Source organism: Lachnoclostridium sp. Marseille-P6806 (assembly GCF_964238185.1).
GTDB lineage: Bacteria > Bacillota > Clostridia > Lachnospirales > Lachnospiraceae > Brotaphodocola.
This window is the reverse complement of the sequence record NZ_CAXSLG010000002.1, coordinates 128,473-151,285: the sequence shown is the minus strand read 5'-3', so window position 1 is coordinate 151,285 and position 22,813 is coordinate 128,473. Positions and strand designations below refer to the sequence as shown.

Genomic DNA, 22,813 nt, shown 5'->3' with positions numbered 1-22,813 from the left:
GCTAATATTAAGGAGAAGGAATTATTATGGCACAGACATTTGAGTCAATCATGAACTATCCTGTTATGGATGCAGAGGGTGCAAAAAAGGCACTGGAGGAAGCGGTAAAGATTGTAAAGGCAAATCTGCCGAAATATACCGATCATTTCCAGTCCTCCAACAGCTTTGATGGTTTTTACGAAGCAACGGAGAACGTAGAATGGACAACAGGCTTCTGGACAGGCGTTATCTGGCTGGCTTATGAATTTACCGGAGACGAGGCATTCCGTAAGGCAGCAGAAGTACAGGTAGAAAGCTTCCATGACAGAATTCTCAATAAGATTGATGTAAACCATCATGATATGGGCTTTCTGTTCAGCCTTTCCTGCGTAGCAGCTTACAAGCTTACAGGAAATGAGCGGGCAAAGGAAGCTGCTCTGATGGCAGCAGATCACCTGGCATCTCGTTACAGAGAGAAGGGTCAGTTTTTACAGGCATGGGGTAACGTAGGAGAAGCGAAAGAATATCGTATGATTATCGACTGTCTGCTGAATCTGCCGATTCTTTACTGGGCAAGTGAGGTGACTGGTGATGGACATTATGCTCAAATGGCTGAAAACCATATTAAGACAGCGATGAAATGTATCCTTCGCCCGGATAATTCTACCTATCATACTCATTTTATTGATATGGAAACCGGAGAGCCGACTTACGGTGTAACCCACCAGGGTAATAGAAACGGTTCTGCATGGGCGCGTGGACAGGCATGGGGAGTTTATGGAATCGCGCTGAGTTACCGTTATTTGAAGGATCCTTCTTATATTGATTTGTTCTGCAGAGTAACCGATTTCTTTGTAGAGCATCTGCCGGAGGATTTAATTCCTTACTGGGATTTCGATTTTGATACAGGAAGTGATGAGCCGAGAGATTCTTCAGCAGCTGCAATTGCATGCTGTGGTATCTTCGAGATGGCAAAATATCTTGAGCCGGAAAAAGCAAAGAAATATCTTGACGCAGCATACCGCATGATGTATGCTCTGGATGAAAAGTGCGGTAATAAGGATATTACCAAGTCCAACGGCATTCTGCTTCACGGAACCTATGCAAGAGATTCCAAAGAAAACACCTGTAAAAACAGGGGCGTAGATGAGTGTAACACATGGGGAGATTATTTCTATATGGAAGCACTGACCAGGATGATTACTGACTGGAAGCTTTACTGGTAATTTTAGCAAAGCGGCAAACGCCAGAAAACTGTGGTACCCTGAGATGGAGTTCTTCCGTCTCAGGGTGCCCTTTTAGTTCTTTTGAATCAAGAGAAAAGAAAGGGTTGCTTATGAAAACAAATTTAATTTATGTGTTTGCAGATCAGTGGCGGTATCATGCCATGGGCTGTGTAAATCAGGACCAGGTGCAGACACCCAATATGGATCGGTTTGCTCAGGAAAGCCTGCAGTTTGACCATGCCTACAGCACCTTCCCCCTCTGTACACCCCACCGCGGCTGTCTGATGACGGGAAAATATCCGCTTTCTATTGGTTTGTGGACCAACTGCAAAATCGGTCTGGAAGAAAAGCTGATGTTAAAGCCTCAGGAAACCTGCATTGGAAATGTATTAAAAGACAGCGGATATCAGACTGCTTATATAGGAAAGTGGCATCTGGATGCTTCAGAGCAGAATTTCTGTGAACATCCGGAATCCGGCGCAGAGCACTGGGATGCCTATACGCCGCCGGGAGAGCGCAGACAGGGCTTTGATTACTGGCTGTCTTATGGTGCCTGTGATGATCATCTGAATCCTCATTACTGGCAGGATACGCCGGAACAAATTCGTCCAGGTAAGTGGTCGGCAGAATATGAGACAGATAAGGCGCTGGAATATATGGACAGTCATAGGGACAAGGACGAGCCTTTTGCGCTGTTCGTATCCTACAATCCACCGCATCTTCCCTATGAGCTGGTTCCTGACCGCTATTATGAGAAGTTTAAGGATATGCCTGTGAACTGGAGACCCAATGTACCTGAGGAAAAGAGAACTCCGGAGATGGAGGTTATTGCCCGTCAGTATTTTGCAGCAGTATACGGAATTGACGAGCAGTTTGGACGAATCACCCAGTACCTGAAGGAGCATGGAATGGAGGAAAACACTCTGGTGGTGCTTTCAGCCGATCATGGTGAGATGCTTGGTTCTCACGGAAGAATGAGCAAAAATGTGTGGTATGAGGAATCGATCCATATCCCGCTTCTGTTCCGTCAGAAGGGACGGATCCATCCTGGCAGCTGTGACAGAATGTTTGCCAGCCCGGATCATATGCCTACGCTTTTGGAGCTTCTGGAGCTTTCCGTTCCGGATACCTGTGAGGGAATGAGCCACAAGGATGCAGTTCTGGGAGAAGAAAGCACAGACGCGCCGGATTATATGTTTTTATGTTCTTATCCAGGAATGCCGGAAAGCGTATCTGCCTATGCGGCGTTGGGGCTGACTCACAAGGCCCATGGATGGCGCGGAATCAAAACGCCGGAATATACATACGTGATTTATAATGGCTATATGCCGGATGAAAAGCAGAAGGAATATCTGTACGATGATAAGAAGGATCCCTTCCAGCTGAATCCGGAAGTGATTGACCGGGACAGCAGCGATCCGAGAATTTTAAAATTCCGCAGTCTGCTGAAGGAATATCTTGCGAAATTAAATGATCCATTTTTATGGGATTGGGAGCGATAGGCGATGATTGCGCCAGGGGATTGGAAAAAACTGCAAAAAGCAGTTTAATTAAAAATAAAGGAAGGTTGTTATCATGAAAAAGAAACCGGTTCTGGTAATTATGGCAGCAGGAATGGGAAGCCGTTATGGCGGACTCAAGCAGATTGACCCTGTAGATGAGTACGGAAATCTGATTATTGATTTTTCCATTTATGATGCAGTGGCAGCTGGATTTGAGAAGATTGTATTTATCATCAAGAAGGCAATCGAAGAGGACTTTAAGGAGCACATTGGAAAACGCATGGAGCAGCACGCAGAGGTTGCTTATGTATATCAGGAGCTGGATAAGCTGCCGGAAGGCTATACCTGTCCGGAAGAACGCGTAAAACCGTGGGGAACTGGCCATGCAATTCTCTGCTGTGCAGAGGAAATCGGAGATGCACCGTTTGCAGTGATTAATGCAGATGATTACTACGGAAAATCTGCATTCAAGACTATTTACGATCAGCTTTGCAGCATGGAGGATGATGACATCTGCCATTACACCATGGTAAGCTACGATCTGTACAAGACTCTGACCGACAATGGCCATGTTGCCAGAGGCGTATGCTCTGTTGATGAGAACAGAATGCTGACTGATATTGTAGAAAGAACAAAGATTGAAAAGCATGGAGAGCAGGCTGAATTTACAGAGGATGACGGAGCAACCTGGAATCCGCTTCCACAGGGAACAGAGGTTTCCATGAACCTGTGGGGCTTTACACCCAGCATTTTCCGTGAATTAAAGGGACGCTTCTCTGCATTCCTGGATAAGAATCTGCCGGTAAACCCGCTGAAGTGTGAGTATTTCCTTCCCTTCGTTGTAGACGAGATGTTAAAAGAGGGAATGGCTGACGTTAAGGTTTTAAGCTCTGCTGACAGCTGGTATGGCGTAACCTACAAAGAAGATAAAGAAAAAGTAATGAGTGCAATCCGTGGATTTAAGGAAGCCGGTCTGTATCCGGAGCGTTTGTGGGAGGAGAAATAATGGACTATCAGAAAGTTGCAGAAGGTGCCTGCGCAAAAATAGAAGAGGCAGTGGCAAAATTCGCTTTTAAAGGAACTCCGGTTGAGTGCAGACGGTATGGAAACGGACATATTAATGATACCTTCCTTCTGGTTACAAAGGACGGAGAAAAGGAGTACCGTTATATCTGGCAGCGTATGAATACAAATGTGTTTAAGGATCCCAAGGGTCTGATTCAGAACGTTTCCGGAGTAACCGGATTTTTAAGAGAGCAGATTATTGCCAATGGCGGAGATCCGGACAGAGAGACTCTGACTCTGGTAAAGACTCTGGACGGACAGGACGCCTACGAGGACAGCATTGGTTCCTGGTGGAGAATGTATCTGTTTATTGATGATGCAACCACCTATGACGTCGTTGAGACTGAAGAAGATTTTTATCAGAGCGCAAAGGCTTTCGGTCATTTCCAGCGTCTTCTGGAGAAGTACCCGGTTGAGAATCTGACAGAGACAATTCCGGACTTCCACAATACGCCAAAGCGTTTCGAGACCTTTAAAAAGGTTCTGGAGGCAGATGTATGCGGACGGGCAAAGGACGTTCAGGCTGAGATTGATTTTGTAATGGCTCATGAAGCAGATATGTCTGTTGTTATGGATAAGCTGAAAAGCGGGGAAATGCCGTACCGTGTTACCCACAATGATACAAAGCTCAACAACATCATGATTGACAACAAGACAAGACAGGCTCTGTGCGTGATCGATCTGGATACGATTATGCCGGGTGCTTCTGTATTTGACTACGGCGATTCTATCCGTTTCGGTGCGAATACAGCAGAAGAGGATGAGACTGATTTAAGTAAGGTTTCTCTGTCTCTTCCGTTGTTTGCAGCCTATACCAGAGGTTTTCTGGAGGGATGTGCAGGAAGTCTGACAAAAACTGAGCTGGAGATGCTTCCATGGGGTGCGAAGCTGATGACTCTGGAATGCGGTACCCGTTTCCTGACCGATTATCTGGATGGAGATCATTACTTCCGGATTCACAGACCGAACCACAATCTGGATCGTGCGCGGACACAGTTTGCACTGGTTGCAGATATGGAGAAAAAGTGGGATGAGATGAAGCGCATCGTAGAAGAGGCATCCAAATAAAAGGAGCAGATGTTAAAAATGAAACAGTGCTGTGTGGGAATTGATATTGGTGGAACAACGGTAAAATGCGGACTGTTTACTCTGGAGGGGGAGCTTCTCGATAAATGGGAGGTTCCCACCAGAAAGGAAGACAGCGGACAGCATATTTTACCGGATGTAGCAAAAAAATTAAAGGAAAAACTGGCAGATCACGGGTTGACTGCAGACGAGCTTAAGGGTATCGGAATGGGGGTTCCGGGACCGGTTATGCCTGATGGGTGTGTAGAGGTCTGTGTCAATCTGGGATGGCATGACTGCTGGCCTGCCAGAGAAATGCAGAAGCTGATGGGAGCAGAGATTCGCTGTGAAGCAGCAAATGATGCCAACGTTGCCGCACTGGGAGAGATGTGGCAGGGCGGCGGAAAAGGCTGTTCAAATGTAGTAGCAGTGACTCTGGGCACCGGTGTAGGCGGCGGCGTGGTAATTAATGGCCACGTGATTGCAGGCGTACACGGCCTCGGAGGCGAATTGGGGCATATTCATGTGCGTGATGAGGAGAAGGAATTTTGTAATTGCGGCGGCAGAGGTTGTCTTGAGCAGGTTGCAAGCGCAACGGGAATTGCAAGAGAAGCCAGACGGAATATGGCCGCAAGCACACAGCCGTCGGCTCTTCGGAAATTTGGCGATAAAGTAACAGCAAAAAATGTCTGTGACTGCGCAAATGACGGAGATTCCATGGCAATGGAAACACTGGACACAGCCTGCCGATATCTGGGGCTGGCTATGGCCTATGTTACTCATATTGTAGATCCGGAGGTTTTTGTAATCGGCGGTGGGGTAAGCCGGGCAGGAAAGATTTTAACGGATCTGACTATGAAGCATTACGAGGAGTTTACGCCTGTCTCCAAGAAAAAAGCAGGCATTGTCCTGGCATCGTTGGGGAACGATGCAGGTATATACGGGGCAGCTCGCATGGTACTTGACTAACAGGTACCTGCATAGGGGGTAGTGTTTTAAATAGAGGGACGCAGCAAACGTTGGGGGACGGTTGCTGCGTCTGTTTTTTTGTGTCATAGGAAAGTGCGTCCTATGACATAAAAACGCCTCCGCGAGGATCGCCATGGGTTGGAAGAGAATTGGGCCGATGAGACGACCCGCCGCAGGCGGAGAAGCTCGCGAGCGGGCTTCTTTTTTTCGTCCTCTCTTACAAGAGAAAAATTCATTGACAGTGTCCTCTTTATTTCCGTATAATGAAAATAGAATCCCTGTGGAGGGATGGCTGTATGCAGAGCATAGAAACGGAAACGAGTGTATTTTATCCGTAATAGATCCGGCTGGCAGGGCAGGATTTTCGGGGAAAGGAGTACGGATGCATCATTTGATTGGAAAGGAAGCGGAAGAATTTAAGGTTCAGGCCTTCTGCAGAGGAAAATTTGAAGAAGTGACGAAGGAAAGCCTTCTGGGGCACTGGTCTGTGCTGTTTTTTTATCCGGCTGATTTCACCTTTGTGTGTCCCACAGAGTTGGGAGATCTTCAGGATTATTATGAGGATTTCCAGGAAGAGGGATGTGAGATTTATTCTGTTTCAGAAGATACCCATTTTGTACACAAGGCATGGGCAGATGCTTCTGAGACTATTCGGAAAATTCAGTATCCCATGCTGGGGGATCCGGCAGGTGTTCTTGCCAGGCAGTTTGGCGTCCTGGAGGAGGAAGCAGGGCAAGCTCTTAGGGCAACCTTTATTCTGAATCCAGAGGGAAAGATCCGGGCTTACGAGATTCATGATATGGGAATCGGTCGAAATGCCCAGGAGCTTTTAAGAAAGGTACAGGCGGCAAAATATGTAGAGGAGCACGGAGATCAGGTGTGTCCGGCCAAATGGAAGCCGGGAGAGGAAACCCTGATGCCAAGTCTGGATCTGGTAGGACTTTTATAGGGAGGTGATGGGATGATAGACATTTCTCTGATTTCTGCAGAAACTCCCCTTCTGGATGAAAAAACTGCGGAAACTATGAGAGGAGTTTTTCAGAAGCTGGAAAAAGCTGTGGTTCTGAAAGCGGTGGTGGATCTTAAGGAGGAAAAATCTGCTCAGATGGCATCATTTCTGAAGGGAATTGCAGGACTTTCTCCAAAGCTTTCCCTGGAGCTTTATAGTCCGGAGGAATCCGGTATTCTTTCGGCTCAGACCAGAGAACAGGGGACAGAGATAGATGTTTCCCATTTGCCTGTAACCGGTATTTTTGTGGACGGGCTCTATCAGAGGGCAGCATTTCATGGAGTGCCGGGAGGAAAGGAAATCAACTCCTTTGTTATTGGAATCTACAATGCGGCAGGGCCTGGGCAGGAGATTTCCAGGGCTGCCATAAAAAAGATTGGAAAGCTGAAGCGGCCAGCCGATGTGAAGATTTGTGTTTCTCTGGCCTGTCATCACTGCCCTGGCGTGGTGATTGCCAGTCAGCGGATTGCCATGTTAAATCCCCTGGTTCAGGCTCAGATGTACGATGCCAATTTGTATCCGGATTTGGTGGAAGCCTATCAGATTGAGCGGGTTCCTCTGGTTATTATTAACGACAGTCAGGTTTATACAGGGCCCCGGAGTATTGAGGATCTGACCCAGCTTTTGCTGGATGCCAGGTAAAGGAAAAAGAAATTCAACAAAAAAGCAGATTATGTGCATTGTGATAAAAAAATAACGAATTATTTATGAAATATGCACAATTTAAGCAAAAAGAATCTAATGGAATTTTCAAATAATGCTGAAAAAATAAATTACTATTGAAAAGAATATGTACAGTGTGCTATATTAGAGATAGGAAAACAAATAACATGCTGAGAGAGTGAGAGCATAGCGTTACAACAGAAATGTTGTTTGAAGCTATGCTCTTTTTGTATTTTCTTGCAGGAAATTTTACAGCTTTATGCAGGAAACAGCAGAGGAATACTACGAAGAGAGAACAGCAGAAAGTAGAGGGTTCATACAGAAATGGAACAAAGATTTTATGACATGGTTGAGGCAAATCCAGTGATTGCGGCAATTAAGGACATGGATGGTCTGGAGCAGTGCTGTCGGGTGCCGGATATAAAAGTAGTATTTATTCTGTATGGAGATATCTGTAATATTGCAGATATCGTTAGAAAGATAAAAGAAGCAGGAAAAATTGCGATAGTCCATGTGGATTTGATTGCGGGACTCAGCTGTAAGGAGGTTGCTGTTGATTTTATCCGGCAGCATTCCGGGGCAGATGGAATTATTTCCACAAAGCCTTCTATGATACGGCGGGCAAAGGAGCTGGGGCTTTACACCGTTATGCGTTTCTTTGTATTGGACTCCCTGTCCTTTGAAAATATTGAAAAGCAGCTGGTTTCTGTAAAGCCGGATTTTATTGAAGTGCTTCCCGGCGTGATGCCTAAGATTATCCGGAGAGTCTGCAAAAGAGTCAGAACGCATCTCATTGCAGGCGGTCTGATTTCTGACAAGGAGGATGTGATGGCAGCGCTGGATGCAGGTGCTATTGCTGTCTCTTCCACCAATCAGAAGGTGTGGCTTATGTAGATACTTTCTGCCGAAGGGGGTTCGGCAGAAAGTATAGTTTCACTTTTATTATTATTTTTATAGGAGGTATTTTATGGCAAAGTATGTAATGGCTCTTGATGCAGGTACCACCAGCAACCGGTGTATCCTTTTTAATGAGAAGGGCGAGATGTGCAGCGTGGCACAAAAAGAGTTTACTCAGTATTTCCCGCATCCCGGCTGGGTGGAGCACGATGCCAACGAGATCTGGTCAACACAGCTTGGTGTTGCAGTTGAGGCTATGTCAAAAATCGGTGCAACTGCAGAGGATATTGCGGCAATTGGTATTACCAACCAGCGTGAAACCACTATTGTATGGGATAAGAACACAGGTGAGCCAGTTTATCATGCAATTGTATGGCAGTGCCGCCGGACATCCGAGTATTGCGATACTCTGAAGGAAAAGGGGCTGACAGAAACCTTCCGTCAGAAAACAGGACTGGTTATTGATGCTTACTTCTCTGGAACCAAATTAAAATGGATTCTGGACAACGTAGAAGGCGTGCGGGAACGGGCAGAGAACGGAGAGCTTCTTTTTGGTACCGTAGAAACATGGCTGATCTGGCGTCTGACAAAGGGCAAGGTTCATGTAACAGATTACAGTAATGCTTCCAGAACCTTGATGTTCAACATCAATACCCTGGAGTGGGATGATGAGATTCTGGCGGAGCTGAATATTCCGAAATGTATGCTTCCGGAAGCAAAGCCCTCCAGCTGCGTATACGGCGAGGCAGATCCTTCCTTCTTAGGCGGTCCTATCCCCATTGGAGGAGCAGCCGGAGATCAGCAGGCAGCTCTGTTTGGACAGACCTGCTTCCGTCCTGGTGAAGCAAAGAATACATACGGAACAGGATGCTTTATGCTGATGAACACAGGTGACAAGCCGGTATTCTCTAAAAACGGTCTGGTTACCACAATTGCATGGGGCCTGGACGGAAAAGTAAAATATGCTCTTGAGGGCTCCATCTTCGTAGCTGGTGCAGCAGTTCAGTGGCTTCGTGATGAGATGCGCCTGATTGATTCTTCACCGGATTCTGAATATATGGCAAGTAAGGTAAAGGATACGAATGGCTGCTACGTTGTTCCTGCATTTACCGGACTGGGCGCTCCCCATTGGGATCAGTATGCAAGAGGAACCATTGTAGGAATCACCCGAGGCGTGAACAAGTATCATATTATCCGTGCGACTTTGGAATCTCTGGCTTACCAGACAAACGATGTTCTGCAGGCAATGAAGGCAGACTCTGGAATTGAGCTGGCAGCTTTGAAGGTAGACGGCGGCGCCAGTGCAAATAATTTCCTGATGCAGACCCAGGCGGATATTATCAATGCTCCGGTTGAGCGTCCCAGATGCGTAGAAACAACCGCTATGGGTGCGGCTTATCTGGCAGGTCTTGCAGTTGGCTATTGGTCCAGCAAGGAAGATGTTATCAATAACTGGGCAATTGATAAGGTATTTATGCCGGAGATCTCCGAAGAGGATCGGGCCAAGAAGGTTGCCGGCTGGAATAAGGCAGTGAAGTATTCCTATGGCTGGGCAAAAGAAAATTAAGAAAACAGGAAAAAAGGGTAACAGCAAAATTCATACTGTATGAAAGGGGAAATTAATTATGTTGCCATATATCGCAGAATTTATTGGGACGATGCTTCTGATTCTTTTAGGTGATGGTGTAGTAGCAAACGTAACCCTGAACAAATCCGGAATGAAGGGCGCAGGCTCCATTCAGATTACTTTTGCCTGGGGTCTTGCTGTTATGGTTCCGGCATTTATTTTCGGCGCTGCATCCGGCGCACATTTTAACCCGGCTCTGACCATCGCTCTTGCAGTGGATGGCAGCTTTGCATGGTCCATGGTTCCCGGATATATTGTTGCTCAGTTTGCAGGTGCATTTTTAGGTGCGTGCCTTGTATACATTCTGTTTAAAGATCAGTTTGATGCAACCGACAATCCCGGAACAAAGCTGGGCGTTTTCTCTACTGGCCCGTCCGTTGCCAATATGCCTCTGAATATTTTAAGTGAAGCAATCGGAACCTTCGTTCTGGTATTTGCAATTAAGGGAATCCCTGCAACTGCAGCTGCAGGCGTTGAGAAATTTATGGTATTTGGCATTATTGTTTCCATTGGTATGTCCCTGGGCGGACTGACTGGATATGCAATCAACCCGGCCCGCGACCTGGGTCCCCGTCTGGCACATGCAATCCTTCCGATTAAAGGAAAAGGCGATTCCAACTGGGGTTATGCACCGGTTGTGCTGGTGGGCCCGCTGCTTGGCGCAGTAGCAGCTGTACTTCTGTATGGAGCAATTCCGTGGTAGGAAGCGCTGGACACAGGTGCAAAAAAAATTAGCAGGTTTCTGTAGAGACAAAACAGCCAGAGTACCTGACTCAAATTAAATAGTGAATTTTGAGAGCGGAGCCTGGCAAATGGATATCGAAAGATACGAAGATGCCGGGTTCTGTTTTTAAGGAGGAATAAGAAACATGTATGATGTAATTATTATCGGCGCAGGTGTTTCCGGAGCGGCCTCTGCAAGAGAGCTGTCCCGTTACCAGGTAAAGGCCTGCGTTTTGGAGAAGGAAGAGGATGTGTGCTGCGGAACCTCAAAAGCAAACAGCGCTATTGTCCATGCAGGATACGATGCTGCAAGCGGTTCTCTGATGGCTAAGCTGAATGTTCAGGGAAACAAAATGATGGCTAAGCTGGCAGAGGATCTGGATTTTGAGTTTATGCAAGCGGGTTCTCTGGTTGTCTGCACAGAGGAAGAAAACCGTCCGGGGCTGCAGATGCTTCTGGAGCGGGGCATCAAAAACGGAGTAGAAGGTCTCCGGATTATTGAGCGGGATGAGCTGGTGAAAATGGAGCCTAATATTTCTGATGAGGCAGTAGCAGCTCTTTATGCACCCACCGGCGGTATTGTATGTCCTTTTAATCTGAATATCGCTATGGCAGAAAATGCCTGTACCAATGGTGTGGAATTTAAGTTTAACACTCAGGTGGAAGGAATCGAAAAGAAAGAGGACGGATTCCTGATTCATACCAATAAGGGCGATTTTGAAGCACGATGCGTGGTAAACGCAGCAGGCGTTTATGCAGATCAGATTCACAATATGGTCAGTGACAGGAAGCTTACGATTACACCAAGACGGGGAGACTACTGTCTGCTGGATAAGACGGCAGGAAAGCATGTAAATCATACCATTTTTGCTTTGCCTGGAAAATATGGAAAAGGCGTTCTGGTATCTCCAACTGTACACGGAAATCTGATTGTGGGTCCGACGGCGATTGACATTGAGGATAAGGAAGGAACCAATACAACCAGAGCAGGACTTGACGAAGTAATTACCAAGTGTGCGAAAACAGTGAAAAATGTTCCCCTTCGTCAGGTGATTACCTCTTTTGCAGGACTTCGCGCCCACGAAGACGGACATGAGTTTATTATTGAAGAGCTCAAAGAGGCTCCTGGTTTTGTTGACTGTGCAGGCATCGAATCTCCGGGGCTGACCAGCAGTCCGGCGATTGGCTGCATGGTGGCAGATATTGTAAAGGGAATCCTGGATCTGAAAGAAAATCCAGACTTTGTAGGAACAAGAAAAGGTGTGCTGAATCCGGAGAAGCTCTCCATGGAGGAGCGCAATGAGCTGATTAAAAAGCAGCCGGCTTACGGAAATATTATATGCCGCTGTGAAATGGTGACAGAGGGAGAAATCCTGGATGCCATTCATCGCCCATTGGGAGCCCGTTCTCTGGACGGTGTAAAGCGCAGAACCAGAGCCGGAATGGGACGCTGCCAGGCAGGCTTTTGTTCGCCGAGGACTATGGAAATTCTTTCCAGAGAGCTTTCTATGGATATGGAAGAGATTACAAAATGCGGCGGCGATTCAAAAATCGTTGTTGGAACAAACAAGGATCGGATATAGAAGGAGGGGCGTCGAAACATGAAAGCATATGATATCGTAATCATTGGCGGCGGCCCTGCAGGGCTTGCAGCTGCCGCAGCAGCAAGAAAAAGCGGAGTGGAGAAAATCCTGATTCTGGAACGAGACAAGGAACTGGGCGGAATTTTAAACCAGTGCATTCACAATGGTTTCGGACTTCATACATTTAAGGAAGAACTGACGGGACCAGAATATGCTGCCCGGTTTATTGATCAGGTAAAGGAACTGGAAATTGAATACAAATTGCATACCATGGTTATGGACATCAGTCCAGATAAGGTAGTGACTGCTATGAACCGGGAAGAGGGGATGTTCCAGATTCAGGCAGGAGCCGTGATTCTGGCAATGGGATGCAGAGAGCGTTCCAGAGGAGCGCTGAACATTCCCGGATATCGTCCGGCCGGAATTTATTCTGCCGGAACAGCGCAGCGACTGGTAAACAGAGAGGGATTTCTGCCGGGTCGTGAGGTAGTAATACTGGGATCCGGAGATATCGGACTGATTATGGCAAGACGTATGACCTTTGAAGGCGCCAAGGTCAAGGTTGTGGCAGAGCTGATGCCATATTCCGGCGGCTTAAAGAGAAATATTGTTCAGTGTCTGGATGACTACGGAATTCCCTTAAAGCTGAGCCATACCGTTGTGGAAATTCGCGGAAAAGAGCGCCTGACCGGCGTTACTATTGCAAAGGTGGATGAGAAAGGAAAACCGATTCCAGGAACAGAGGAGGATTATGACTGCGATACTCTTCTTCTTTCGGTTGGACTAATCCCTGAAAATGAGCTTTCCAGAGGAGCCGGTGTGGATATGAGTCCTGTAACCTCGGGACCGATTGTAAATGAAAGTCTGGAAACCAATATCGAAGGCGTGTTTGCCTGCGGTAATGTGCTTCACGTTCATGATCTGGTGGATTTTGTTTCCGAGGAGGCAGCAGCAGCAGGAAGAAATGCGGCTCTGTATGTACAGGGCAGACGACAGTCTGAAGCAGGAAAAGCCATTTTGCTGAATCCGGTGGAGGGTGTCCGTTATACCGTACCTTCTGTGATTCATCCGGATCGGATGGACGACAAGCTGACGGTTCGTTTCCGTGTGGGCGGAGTTTATAAAAACTGTTATATCAGCGTATATTTTGATGATGAACGGGTGATTCATCGGAAACGTCCTGTAGTAGCACCGGGAGAAATGGAAGAGATTAAGCTGGAGAAGGAAAAGCTTCTGGCATATCCGGATTTAAAGACGATAACCGTAAAAATTGAGGAGGCATAGGCAATGGAAAAAAGAGAACTGATCTGCATAGGCTGTCCTCTGGGCTGCCCGGTAACGGTAACCATGGAAGCCGGCGAAGTAATTAAGGTGGAAGGAAATACCTGTAAACGGGGCGACGATTACGCCAGAAAAGAAGTGACCAACCCTACCAGAATTGTGACCAGTACCGTTATGGTGGAGGGCGGTAAGGATGTTACCGTTTCTGTGAAAACAAAGACAGATATTCCAAAGGAAAAGATCTTTGATTGTGTGAAATCCTTAAAGGGCGTGACGGTTCAGGCTCCGGTTCATATTGGAGATGTGATTCTGGCAAATACGGCAGATACCGGTGTGGACATCATTGCCACCAGCAATGTAGAAGCAAAATAAGACAAAATGGGCAGAACATCCCGGCATGGTAAAAAGACCATGGCGGGATACTGCTGATTCGTGGAAGACTGGTTTTCCCGGCAGAAGGAGCCCGGGAGCCATGCAATATGGCAGATATAGAAAGTGAGGAAGGAAAATGGAAGAAAAGAAAAAAGCTTCAGGATGGAGTAATTTAAACGGAATCAGTGATGACGACAAGACGTGCGGACTCAATGATATGAACTGTCTGGAGGATGAAAAAGACACCAGCTGCGGATTAAATGATATGAACTGCTTAAGCGGAGAGGATGACAGCACCTGCGGACTTAATGACATGAATTGTCTGGGAGAAGACAAGTAGACGAAAAAAGAAAATCTGCGGGGAACGAAAGACCTTTATAGAAGAGGGAAGCAGACAGAATGTACAGGAGAAAATAAGCGGAACGAAAGGAGATTTCAGAATGAAGAAATTTATCAATGGCGTTGACCAGGTAGAGGATCAGATGATTCAGGGTATGGTAAAGGCTTATCCAAAGCATCTTAGAAAGCTGGAGTGCGGAAATGTAGTCGTTCGTGCTGAGAAAAAGGAAGGAAAGGTTGCCCTGATCAGCGGAGGCGGAAGCGGTCATGAACCGGCACACGGGGGATTTGTGGGACGCGGTATGCTGGATGCGGCAGTTGCAGGCGCAGTATTTACTTCTCCGACCCCGGATCAGATTCTGGAAGGCATTAAGGCCATTGCTACTGACAAGGGTGTTCTGATGGTAGTAAAAAACTATACCGGTGATGTCATGAATTTTGAAATGGCAGCGGAAATGGCGGAGATGGAGGGCATTTCTGTAAAACATGTGGTAACCAACGATGATGTTGCTGTTGACGGAAGCTTATATACCATTGGCAGAAGAGGAGTGGCAGGAACTGTATTTGTTCACAAGATTGCAGGGGCCCTGGCAGAGACAGGAGCTGATTTGGATGAGGTTCAGACAGTCGCTCAGAGGGTAATTGACAATGTGCGGACGATGGGAGCGGCTATTGCTCCGTGTACGGTTCCGGCAGCAGGAAAACCAGGATTTGAGCTGTCTGAAAATGAGATGGAGGTTGGAATCGGTATTCACGGCGAACCGGGTACCCATAAGGAGGAAATGAGACCGGCAGATGAGATTGTGGATCTGCTTTTGGAAAAGATTCTTGCAGATCTGGATTATTCCGGCAGTGAGGTGGCTGTGATGATCAATGGTTCCGGAGCAACTCCTCTAATGGAGCTGTTTATTATCAACAATCATGTGGCAGACGTTCTTGCAGAAAAGGGAATCCGCATATATCGGACTTTAGTGGGAGAATATATGACCTCTATTGAGATGCAGGGCTTTTCTATTTCCCTGCTGAAGCTGGATGAGGAGATGAAGCAGCTTCTGGATGCAGAGGCAGATACACCGGCTTGGAAAGAATAGGAATCAGGAGGAGAAAACAATGGCAGATAACAAAATGGTGCTTTTGGTTTTAAAGAGAATTGGAGAAAAAATCGAAGCAGAAAAGGAATATCTTACAGAGCTGGATCAGCCTATCGGAGACAGTGATCATGGGATCAATCTGGCCAGAGGATTTCAGGAAGTGGAGAATAAACTGCCATCGATGGAAGATAAGGATATTGGAACGATTCTGAAAACAGCAGGAATGGCTCTAGTATCAAAAGTAGGAGGTGCTTCCGGGCCTCTTTATGGATCGGCATTTATGAAAATGGGCATGGCTTTAAATGGAAAAATGGATATGGATATGAATGATTTTCTCGGAGCTGTAGAGGCTGCTGTCGAAGCGGTGAAGCAGAGAGGAAAGGCAACCGTGGAGGAAGCTACCATGCTGGATGCTATGGTTCCGGCTTTAGATGCCATGAAACAGGCAGCAGCAGACGGAATGGACAGAAATGGCGTTCTGGAGGCTGGCTGCAAAGCATCCTGGGCTGGTGCAGAGCATACCAAGGATCTGGTGGCAACAAAGGGCCGCGCCAGCTATGTAGGAGAGCGGGGGCTGGGACACCAGGATCCGGGAGCCACGTCCTTTTCCTTTATGTTGGAAACGGTAAAAAATACTCTGAGCTAGGAAAGGGGAGAACAGGATGGTTGGATTTGTAATCGTTTCTCACAGCAGAAAGCTGGCTGAGGGTGTTGTGGAATTGGCAAAAATGATGGCTCCGGATGTCCCTCAGGTCGCCGCAGGCGGCCTGGAGGACGGAAGCTTTGGTACCAGCTTTGAGCGAATTCTGGAGGCTGTTAATGAGATATACTCAGAGGACGGAGTCATTGTGCTGATGGATCTGGGCAGCGCGGTGATGACCACGGAGATGGTACTGGAGGCTCTGGATGGACAGAAGCTGGCAATGGCAGACTGCCCTCTGGTAGAGGGCGCTGTTGTGGCAGCCGTGAATGCAGCCGGAGGAATGAGCTTTGAAGAGATTTTAAAGGATTTGGAAAAGGTTCGAGATATGAAAAAGCTCTCATAAAGATAATAATTATTTTGTTATCAGTTTAATCAAATACAGGTATTTTACATATTGCTTAAACTGGGGTATGATTTTCTTCGAAAGAAACACAGAAAAAGTGAAGCTTAAGGAGGAAAATACCAATGAATAAGCAAGTATGGAAAGAAACAAAGCCCGGAAAGCTGTGGACACTGTTCCGGGCTATGTTTGTGTTAAGCGCCTGTACCTTTGGAGGCGGGTTTGTGATTGTATCTCTGATGAAAAAGAAGTTTGTTGAGGAACTGGGGTGGCTGGATGAAGCAGAAATGCTGGATATTACAGCCATTACTCAATCCGCGCCAGGTCCGCTTCCGGTAAATGCCTCAGTGATTATTGGATACCGGATCTGTGGAGTGACAGGTGCTTTGGCTGCAGTTCTTGGAACAATTATTCCGCCGATGGCAATTATTTCCCTGATCTGTGTATTTTACACAGAATTTCGCACCAATGCCTACATTGCTTTGGCCCTTCAGGTGATGCGGGCCGGTGTGGCGGCAGTGATTGCAGATGTTGCCTGGAATCTGGCAAAGAATGTGTGGGATATGGGTTCTGTTTTTTATACGGGTCTTATGAGTGCAGCTTTTGTGGCAACCTGCTTTCTGAATATCAGCGCTATGACAGTGATTCTCATTTGTCTGGGTATGGGCATATTTCAGGCATGGTGGAATGCAGCGTCAGTGAAGGGAGGAAAAAAACGTGAATATGCTTGTTAAACTGTTTTTTGCCTTTATTCAGGTAGGTCTGTTTTCCGTTGGAGGAGGATATGCTGCGATTCCTCTGATTCAGGCTCAAATTGTAAATATTCACAGGTTGATGTCCATGGAAGAGTTTACGGATTTGATTACCATTGCAGAAATGACTCCCGGGCCAGTATCCATTAATTCTTCCACCTTTGTGGGAACAAGACTGGGCGGACTGGGCGGAGCAATTTTATGTACTCTGGGATGTATCCTTCCATCCTTTTTCATCTGCCTGACGCTGGCATATTTTTATTACAAATATCGTTCCTTTTCTGGCGTACAGACGGTTCTGGCCGCTATGCGGCCGGCTGTAGTGGCCCTGATTGGCTCTGCAGGTTTTTCCATTCTTTTACTGGCTTTGTTTGACTCTGGGCTATCTGGTCTTCAGGCAGAAAATCTGAAAATCGTGGAGCTGGTTCTTTTTGCAGGCGGTCTGTTTTTGCTTCGCCGGTTCCGGGAAAAGGTGGGAGCCATTCAGATTATCTTCGGTTCCGGAGTTGTGGGAACGGCGGCCTATCTGATAGGAGGCCTTTTCCTGTAAAGAGAGTACAGCTGTCAGGAGACAGGCTCTCCGATAACAGAGCAGAGTGAGAGGCGGCACAACTTGGCCAAACCTTCCATTTCCGGAGAAAGCAGCTTGTCTTTGTGATAGACCAGCCGGATATCCCGGAGGATATGAACCTGCTCCAGAGAAAGGGCAGTCAGTTTCTTCTCCTTCAGATACGGTTCAACCAGCATTCTGGAGAGAATAGCAAGCCCATGTCCGGCTAAAACAGCATTGATAATTGCCTGGGTGTTGGTGCAGGTCCAGCTTTTTGTCAAAGGAATATGGTGGCTTTGAAGAAACTGCTCAAACTGATTGCGATCGTTGCTTCCGGATTCCCGGGAAATAAAGGTTTCTCCGGCCAGTCGCTCTATGGGAATACAGGGCTGGCTGGCCAGAGGATGATTTGGCGGAGCAACAATTAAAAGTTCATCTTCGCATACCCTTGTGCAGAGCAGGTCTGGATTTACAATGGTGCCTTCAACAATACCTGCATCCAGCTGGCTTTCCAGAAGCATTTGCTCGATTCGGCTGGTATTGTTGACTGTAACCTGAAGATCTATGTCAGGGTGTCTGATTTTCAGCTGACTGGCGAGTTCCGGAATCAGGCAGGTACCTACCGATACGCTGGCTCCCAGCCGCAGACATTGGTAGGTTCCCTGGGAAATCAGAAGCTGTTCCATATCTTCGTAGGTTCTGAGCAAACGATAGGCATAGGCTAAAAGCTTTTCCCCGGCCGCAGTAATGTAAAGCCTCTGAGAAAGCCGCTCAAACAGCTGTACATGGTATTCTTTTTCCAGCTCGGAAATTGCCTGACTGACAGATGGCTGGGAGATATACAGTTTTTTTGCCGCTGCATGCATGGTCTTCTCTTCGGCAATTGTCACAAATATTCGGATAGTTCTTAGTGTCATAACGATTCCTTTCTGCTCCTTTCTGGCGCATGTCTTTTTTTATTTCTGTAATTCCTGGAAAATTGCTTCGTACTGAGCAGAAAAAATACTGTCTTTATTCCAGATAAATGAAAAATCGTGTGCGATTTTAAAATCAGATAAAGGAATTTCTATAAGGGTTTTGTCTTCCAGTTCTTTTTGGACAGCAGACTGGTACAAAAATGAAATTCCACAGTCCTCCCGTAGCAGAGAAACGATGGCATGAATATTTTCTATTTCGATAATATGGGAAAAATCTTCTGCAGACAGGTTGTTGAGGGCCAGGATTTTCGTAAGAATAGCCCGTGTTCCGGAACCGTGCTCTCTCAGAAGAAGACGTTCGCCTGTCAGATCCCGCAGGCAGGAAACAGGCTTTTGAAAAATATGTTTGCTGGAGGCAACGCCGATAAAGGGTTCCTTTTGGAGAATTCGTGTAGTGTAAAGATCTTCCCTAAAATACCCCTCAACAATAGCAAAATCAAGAGTTCCTTCCCGAAGGCGAGAAAGAAGTGTCTGAGTATTGCCGTAGCAGATATGGATCTCCCATTGTGGATGGGCTTTTAAAAAGCGGGCAAGGGAGGGAATGACAGCGTATTCTCCTATTGTCATAGTAACGCCAAAGGTCAGTCCCTTTTTTCCTGCCATACTTTGCTGCATCCTGATTTTCATCCGATGATCATCGCTTTGCAGAGTTTCTAGAGAGTCCTTCAGAATCTGCCCGGCGTCTGTCAGATAGAGTTTCTTTTTCTCACGGATAAATAAAGGTGTATCATATTGCTCCTCCAGATAGCGGATATGCTGGGAAACAGCAGGCTGTGTCAGATTCAATACCTGAGCCGCCCGAGTAAAGTTCATACATTCACATACAGTTAAAAATGTTTTCATACGAAAATCAATCATAGTTTGACACCTCCAAGAACAGGATATTTATATCATAATATAAATTTATTATATAATCAATATACATAATTTTACAAAATGATAAAACAGATCTATATTATAGAGGAAGGAAACAAGAGACAGGCCGGAGACGGCTAGGGAAGAGAACAAGAAGGTCAGGAGGAGCAAAGCTATGTATGATGTAATTATTATCGGAGCAGGTCCCGCAGGTATCAGTGCTGGAATTTATTCTGTAAGCAGAGGAAAGAAAACTCTGATACTGGAAAAGCAGGCCATTGGAGGGCTGATTGGAAAGGTTTCGACAGTAACCCATTATGCCGGAATTACAGAAGGAGAAACAGGAAAAACCTTTGCAGAAAGAATGAAAAAGCAGGCCATGGATGCAGGCGTGGAGTTTAAAATGGAAACAGTCACTGAGGTGGAGTTGAAAGGGAAAACAAAGACGGTTACTACGGAACGAGGCGTATATCAGGCGGAAAAGGTGATTATTGCCGCAGGCACATCTCCCAGAATGCTGGGAATCCCTGGAGAAAAGGAACTCAGCGGAAAAGGAATGACCATGAATGCAGCAAGGGATTGCGATACCTACGCAGGAAAGCATGTATATGTAGTGGGAGGCTCTGATGGTGCTGTAAAGGAGGCGCTGTATCTGTCAAAATCAGCCAGCCAGGTAACGATTATTCATTTTGAAGACGGGCTGGGATGTATTGCAGAATTTCGAGAAAAGGCAGAGAAGTGTCCGAACATGATTGTAAGATTGAATTCAAGACTTCATGGAGTTTATGGAACAGAACGGGTGGAAGCTTTGGAAATTGCCGATGAGAGAACTGGAGCAATTGAAACCATAGAAGATCCGGGCTGTGGAATTTTTGTATATGCGGGAACAGTTCCCAATACGGAATTATACGGACAGTTGAAGCTGGAAAATGGATTTATTCCAGTAAATGAACGAATGGAAACAGAGATTCCCGGGGTGTATGCAGCCGGTGATATTCGAGTAAAGGGTGTGCGCCAGGTATCTACGGCAGTGGCTGACGGCACAATAGCTGCTGTCTACGCAGCCATGAACTAAATTTTGAAAATAAAACTACAAAAAAGAGGAAATGCGGTTGGAGCTGCATTTCCTCTTTTTGGAATTACAAGATCCGGATGCCCAGATGGTAGCTTTTTTCCTCCTGTGGATTCAGAGACTGAACGTGGTGGCGGTGTGCAAACTCATCGTCCTCGTCAGAACGGATGGCAGAACCGTTCCAGGGCTCTACGCAGACGAAAGGAGCCTGAGACTCGTAAGGAGTCCAGAATGCCACAGTTTCAAAGCCGGCATAATCAACTTCGATTCCTTTTCCAGTAGATGGATTTACTACGGAAACCTTTCTGGAACGGATTTCGTCAAAATAAACAGCGTCATTATGGAATAACTCGTAGTCTAAGGGCAGAAAACGGGTGTTTTCCAGATGAAAGCGAGTGCTCTCTGCATTAAATTCCATTCGTTCTGGGTTGTAAGGCATGGAAGCGGTATTTTCTGTCTGTTCAAACTCTAACCGATAATCTTCAAAGGATTCTCCTTCCTCAAGCGGGCATACAAAGCCTGGATGAGCGCCGATACAGTATACCATGCGGCTGTCGCCGATATTTTTTACGGAATAATCCATGGAAAGTACTCCGTCATTCAGGCGGTAGGTCAGGGTAAGGATGAAGTAATATGGATAGAACCGTAGTGTATTTTCGTTGGCTGTAAGCTGGAATGTGGCATGAGTTTCGGACTGATCGGAAACAGAAAATTCAGAAGTTGCACAAAAACCATGTTTTGGCATCTCATACCACACACCATCAAAAAGCGTTTTTCCGTTACGGCAGTTTCCTACAGAAGGAAAGAGAAGGGGAGAACAGCGGGCCCAGACAGCAGGATCTCTCTGCCAGATATATTCCTTTCCGGAAGCGTCTTTCATAGAAATCAGCTGGGCTCCTAAGGTGTCGATAGATGCAGTTGTTTTGGAATCGCAGATAGTAATAATCATGTTTATTCTCCTTTTCATTTTATTTTTTTAATCCATATCGGTCAGCAGAGTGCAAAGCACCTGCTGGCTGTATTTGGACAACAGCAGGACCACAGCTCTCTCGATTGGCAATATAATAGGGGAGGCTGATTTTCATGGGAAGCGTGTGTCCCCCCTCGATTCGATCAATGAGAATTTTAGCAGTCATCTGTCCCATTTCATCGACAGGAATATGAATGGTAGTCAGCATTGGTGTTAAATACTGAGCTGTTTCAATATCATCAATACTGATGAGAGAAACATCCTCTGGGATGGAGAGATTGTGCTCTTTTAGGGCACGCATTACACCTATGGCAGTAATATCATTGGGGCAGAAGTAGGCAGTAGCTCCGCAATTTTTATCAAGAAGACTGCTGGCTCCGCGGTATCCGCCTTCAGAAGACAAAGCAACGTTAGCAGTTAGTTCCTTGCGTAAGAGGATTTTTGCAGCTGCTAAAGCATCACAATAGCCCCGGTAGCGATCCTCGTGTTCTGTTTCTCCAATATAGGCAATCTGCCTATGTCCTAAAGAAAGAAGATGATTGACAGCTGTTACAGCGGTGTCGTAACCACTGCAGATAATCTGATCATACTTGGCATCCAGGCTGTTAAGTCCCGTATAGGCTATACATTTAAAATATCGTTTGAGGAACTTCAGAAGCTGCTTGTCGCAGCGGCCTAAAACGGCAACTCCATCAACATGATTATCTGTAACCAGACGATAAGTGCCTGGATGGTTAATATCAAAGGCGGTAAAGGTATATTTTAAAATATAATTATACCGAAAGGCTTCTTTTTCAATACTTCTTGCAAGTGCTGCAAAAAAGCTGTCCGTTTCTTTTTCAGAAACACGGGCAAAAATGCAGGCAATGGAGCGGGAGCGGCTGCCGGTGCTTTCCTGGATTCCCATTTTTAGCTCACGTGCAGAGCTGTTGGGGACATAGCCGGTGCGGCGTACAATTTCCCAGATTCGATCCTGAACTTCTTGGCTGGCCGGGCATTTGCTGCTTTTGTTAATGACGCGGGATACAGTGGAAATCGATACGCCGGCCTCTGCTGCAATTTCCTTCAGTGTCATAAAGGGCCTCCTTTCTGAACGGTTGCTTTTATTCTATAAAAACACCTGGAAAAAAGCTATGGCAATATACACAAACGTTTGCGTAAAAATTGTGAAAATTGCACGGATTTTTCTTTTCGCAAATGACT

General features: G+C 46.4%; 24 protein-coding genes. 20 read left to right on the top strand and 4 right to left on the bottom strand.

Annotated elements, in window-relative coordinates:
• The first annotated feature begins 26 nt into the window (after nt 1-26).
• From ACESON_RS02785 to ACESON_RS02695, 19 genes are all read left to right on the top strand, one after another.
• Entirely contained in the window at nt 27-1,205 is a 1,179-nt protein-coding gene (locus ACESON_RS02785; protein WP_177958689.1) for a glycoside hydrolase family 88 protein, read from the top strand.
• A gap of 110 nt (nt 1,206-1,315) precedes the next feature.
• Nucleotides 1,316-2,707: a sulfatase-like hydrolase/transferase gene (locus ACESON_RS02780; protein WP_177958690.1), complete on the top strand. Its 1,392-nt coding sequence runs from the start codon at nt 1,316-1,318 to the stop codon at nt 2,705-2,707.
• A gap of 73 nt (nt 2,708-2,780) precedes the next feature.
• Entirely contained in the window at nt 2,781-3,713 is a 933-nt protein-coding gene (locus tag ACESON_RS02775; protein ID WP_177958691.1) for a sugar phosphate nucleotidyltransferase, read from the top strand.
• A complete protein-coding gene (locus tag ACESON_RS02770; RefSeq protein WP_177958692.1) occupies nt 3,713-4,840 on the top strand; it encodes a phosphotransferase in 1,128 nt (375 codons plus the stop codon). The genes ACESON_RS02775 and ACESON_RS02770 overlap by 1 nt, the downstream gene beginning before the upstream one ends.
• An 18-nt stretch (nt 4,841-4,858) precedes the next feature.
• Entirely contained in the window at nt 4,859-5,806 is a 948-nt protein-coding gene (locus ACESON_RS02765) for an ROK family glucokinase (protein ID WP_177958693.1), read from the top strand.
• Nucleotides 5,807-6,188: 382 nt separating this feature from the next.
• Nucleotides 6,189-6,755 (top strand): alkyl hydroperoxide reductase subunit C, encoded by a 567-nt coding sequence (gene ahpC / locus ACESON_RS02760; RefSeq protein WP_177960124.1) that lies wholly within the window; start codon nt 6,189-6,191, stop codon nt 6,753-6,755.
• A gap of 12 nt (nt 6,756-6,767) precedes the next feature.
• Nucleotides 6,768-7,457 carry a thioredoxin family protein gene (locus ACESON_RS02755; protein ID WP_177960123.1) on the top strand — a complete coding sequence of 230 codons (690 nt, stop codon included), beginning with the start codon at nt 6,768-6,770 and terminating at the stop codon, nt 7,455-7,457.
• Nucleotides 7,458-7,802: 345 nt separating this feature from the next.
• Complete coding sequence (locus ACESON_RS02750; RefSeq protein WP_177960122.1) at nt 7,803-8,372, top strand: glycerol-3-phosphate responsive antiterminator; 570 nt, start codon at nt 7,803-7,805, stop codon at nt 8,370-8,372.
• Nucleotides 8,373-8,445: 73 nt separating this feature from the next.
• Nucleotides 8,446-9,942 (top strand): glycerol kinase GlpK, encoded by a 1,497-nt coding sequence (gene glpK / locus ACESON_RS02745; RefSeq protein WP_177960121.1) that lies wholly within the window; start codon nt 8,446-8,448, stop codon nt 9,940-9,942.
• Nucleotides 9,943-10,000: 58 nt separating this feature from the next.
• Nucleotides 10,001-10,705, top strand: a complete 705-nt coding sequence (locus ACESON_RS02740; protein WP_177960120.1) for an MIP family channel protein — start codon at nt 10,001-10,003, stop codon at nt 10,703-10,705.
• 166 nt (nt 10,706-10,871) lie between these two features.
• Nucleotides 10,872-12,308: an NAD(P)/FAD-dependent oxidoreductase gene (locus ACESON_RS02735; protein ID WP_373108383.1), complete on the top strand. Its 1,437-nt coding sequence runs from the start codon at nt 10,872-10,874 to the stop codon at nt 12,306-12,308.
• 18 nt (nt 12,309-12,326) lie between these two features.
• Nucleotides 12,327-13,592, top strand: coding sequence for an NAD(P)/FAD-dependent oxidoreductase (locus ACESON_RS02730; RefSeq protein ID WP_373108381.1), 1,266 nt, complete (start codon nt 12,327-12,329; stop codon nt 13,590-13,592).
• 3 nt (nt 13,593-13,595) lie between these two features.
• Nucleotides 13,596-13,961, top strand: a complete 366-nt coding sequence (locus ACESON_RS02725) for a DUF1667 domain-containing protein (RefSeq protein WP_177960117.1) — start codon at nt 13,596-13,598, stop codon at nt 13,959-13,961.
• 136 nt (nt 13,962-14,097) lie between these two features.
• Nucleotides 14,098-14,301, top strand: coding sequence for a hypothetical protein (locus ACESON_RS02720; protein ID WP_177960116.1), 204 nt, complete (start codon nt 14,098-14,100; stop codon nt 14,299-14,301).
• Nucleotides 14,302-14,401: 100 nt separating this feature from the next.
• Nucleotides 14,402-15,391: a dihydroxyacetone kinase subunit DhaK gene (gene dhaK / locus ACESON_RS02715; RefSeq protein WP_177960115.1), complete on the top strand. Its 990-nt coding sequence runs from the start codon at nt 14,402-14,404 to the stop codon at nt 15,389-15,391.
• 19 nt (nt 15,392-15,410) lie between these two features.
• Entirely contained in the window at nt 15,411-16,037 is a 627-nt protein-coding gene (gene dhaL / locus ACESON_RS02710) for a dihydroxyacetone kinase subunit DhaL (RefSeq protein ID WP_177960114.1), read from the top strand.
• 16 nt (nt 16,038-16,053) lie between these two features.
• Nucleotides 16,054-16,437 (top strand): dihydroxyacetone kinase phosphoryl donor subunit DhaM, encoded by a 384-nt coding sequence (gene dhaM / locus ACESON_RS02705; protein WP_177960113.1) that lies wholly within the window; start codon nt 16,054-16,056, stop codon nt 16,435-16,437.
• 122 nt (nt 16,438-16,559) lie between these two features.
• The gene (locus tag ACESON_RS02700; protein ID WP_177960112.1) at nt 16,560-17,168 is read left to right on the top strand and encodes a chromate transporter; all 609 of its coding nucleotides are present in this window, start codon (nt 16,560-16,562) and stop codon (nt 17,166-17,168) included.
• Nucleotides 17,158-17,736, top strand: a complete 579-nt coding sequence (locus tag ACESON_RS02695; protein WP_177960127.1) for a chromate transporter — start codon at nt 17,158-17,160, stop codon at nt 17,734-17,736. Before ACESON_RS02700 ends, ACESON_RS02695 begins: the two co-directional genes overlap by 11 nt.
• A gap of 14 nt (nt 17,737-17,750) precedes the next feature.
• On the opposite strand, the gene ACESON_RS02690 is transcribed toward ACESON_RS02695, so the two are convergent.
• Entirely contained in the window at nt 17,751-18,653 is a 903-nt protein-coding gene (locus ACESON_RS02690) for a LysR substrate-binding domain-containing protein (RefSeq protein ID WP_177960111.1), read from the bottom strand.
• Nucleotides 18,654-18,692: 39 nt separating this feature from the next.
• The gene (locus tag ACESON_RS02685) at nt 18,693-19,571 is read right to left on the bottom strand and encodes a LysR substrate-binding domain-containing protein (protein ID WP_177960110.1); all 879 of its coding nucleotides are present in this window, start codon (nt 19,569-19,571) and stop codon (nt 18,693-18,695) included.
• A gap of 172 nt (nt 19,572-19,743) precedes the next feature.
• On the opposite strand from ACESON_RS02685, the gene ACESON_RS02680 reads away from it, so the two are divergent.
• Nucleotides 19,744-20,643, top strand: a complete 900-nt coding sequence (locus ACESON_RS02680; protein WP_177960109.1) for an FAD-dependent oxidoreductase — start codon at nt 19,744-19,746, stop codon at nt 20,641-20,643.
• Between the two features lie 64 nt (nt 20,644-20,707).
• Here ACESON_RS02680 and ACESON_RS02675 read toward each other — a convergent pair whose 3' ends face one another.
• Both ACESON_RS02675 and ACESON_RS02670 read right to left on the bottom strand, forming a co-directional pair.
• Nucleotides 20,708-21,589 (bottom strand): aldose 1-epimerase family protein, encoded by an 882-nt coding sequence (locus ACESON_RS02675; RefSeq protein ID WP_177960108.1) that lies wholly within the window; start codon nt 21,587-21,589, stop codon nt 20,708-20,710.
• A gap of 19 nt (nt 21,590-21,608) precedes the next feature.
• A complete protein-coding gene (locus ACESON_RS02670) occupies nt 21,609-22,685 on the bottom strand; it encodes a LacI family DNA-binding transcriptional regulator (RefSeq protein ID WP_373108379.1) in 1,077 nt (358 codons plus the stop codon).
• Nucleotides 22,686-22,813 lie beyond the last annotated feature (128 nt).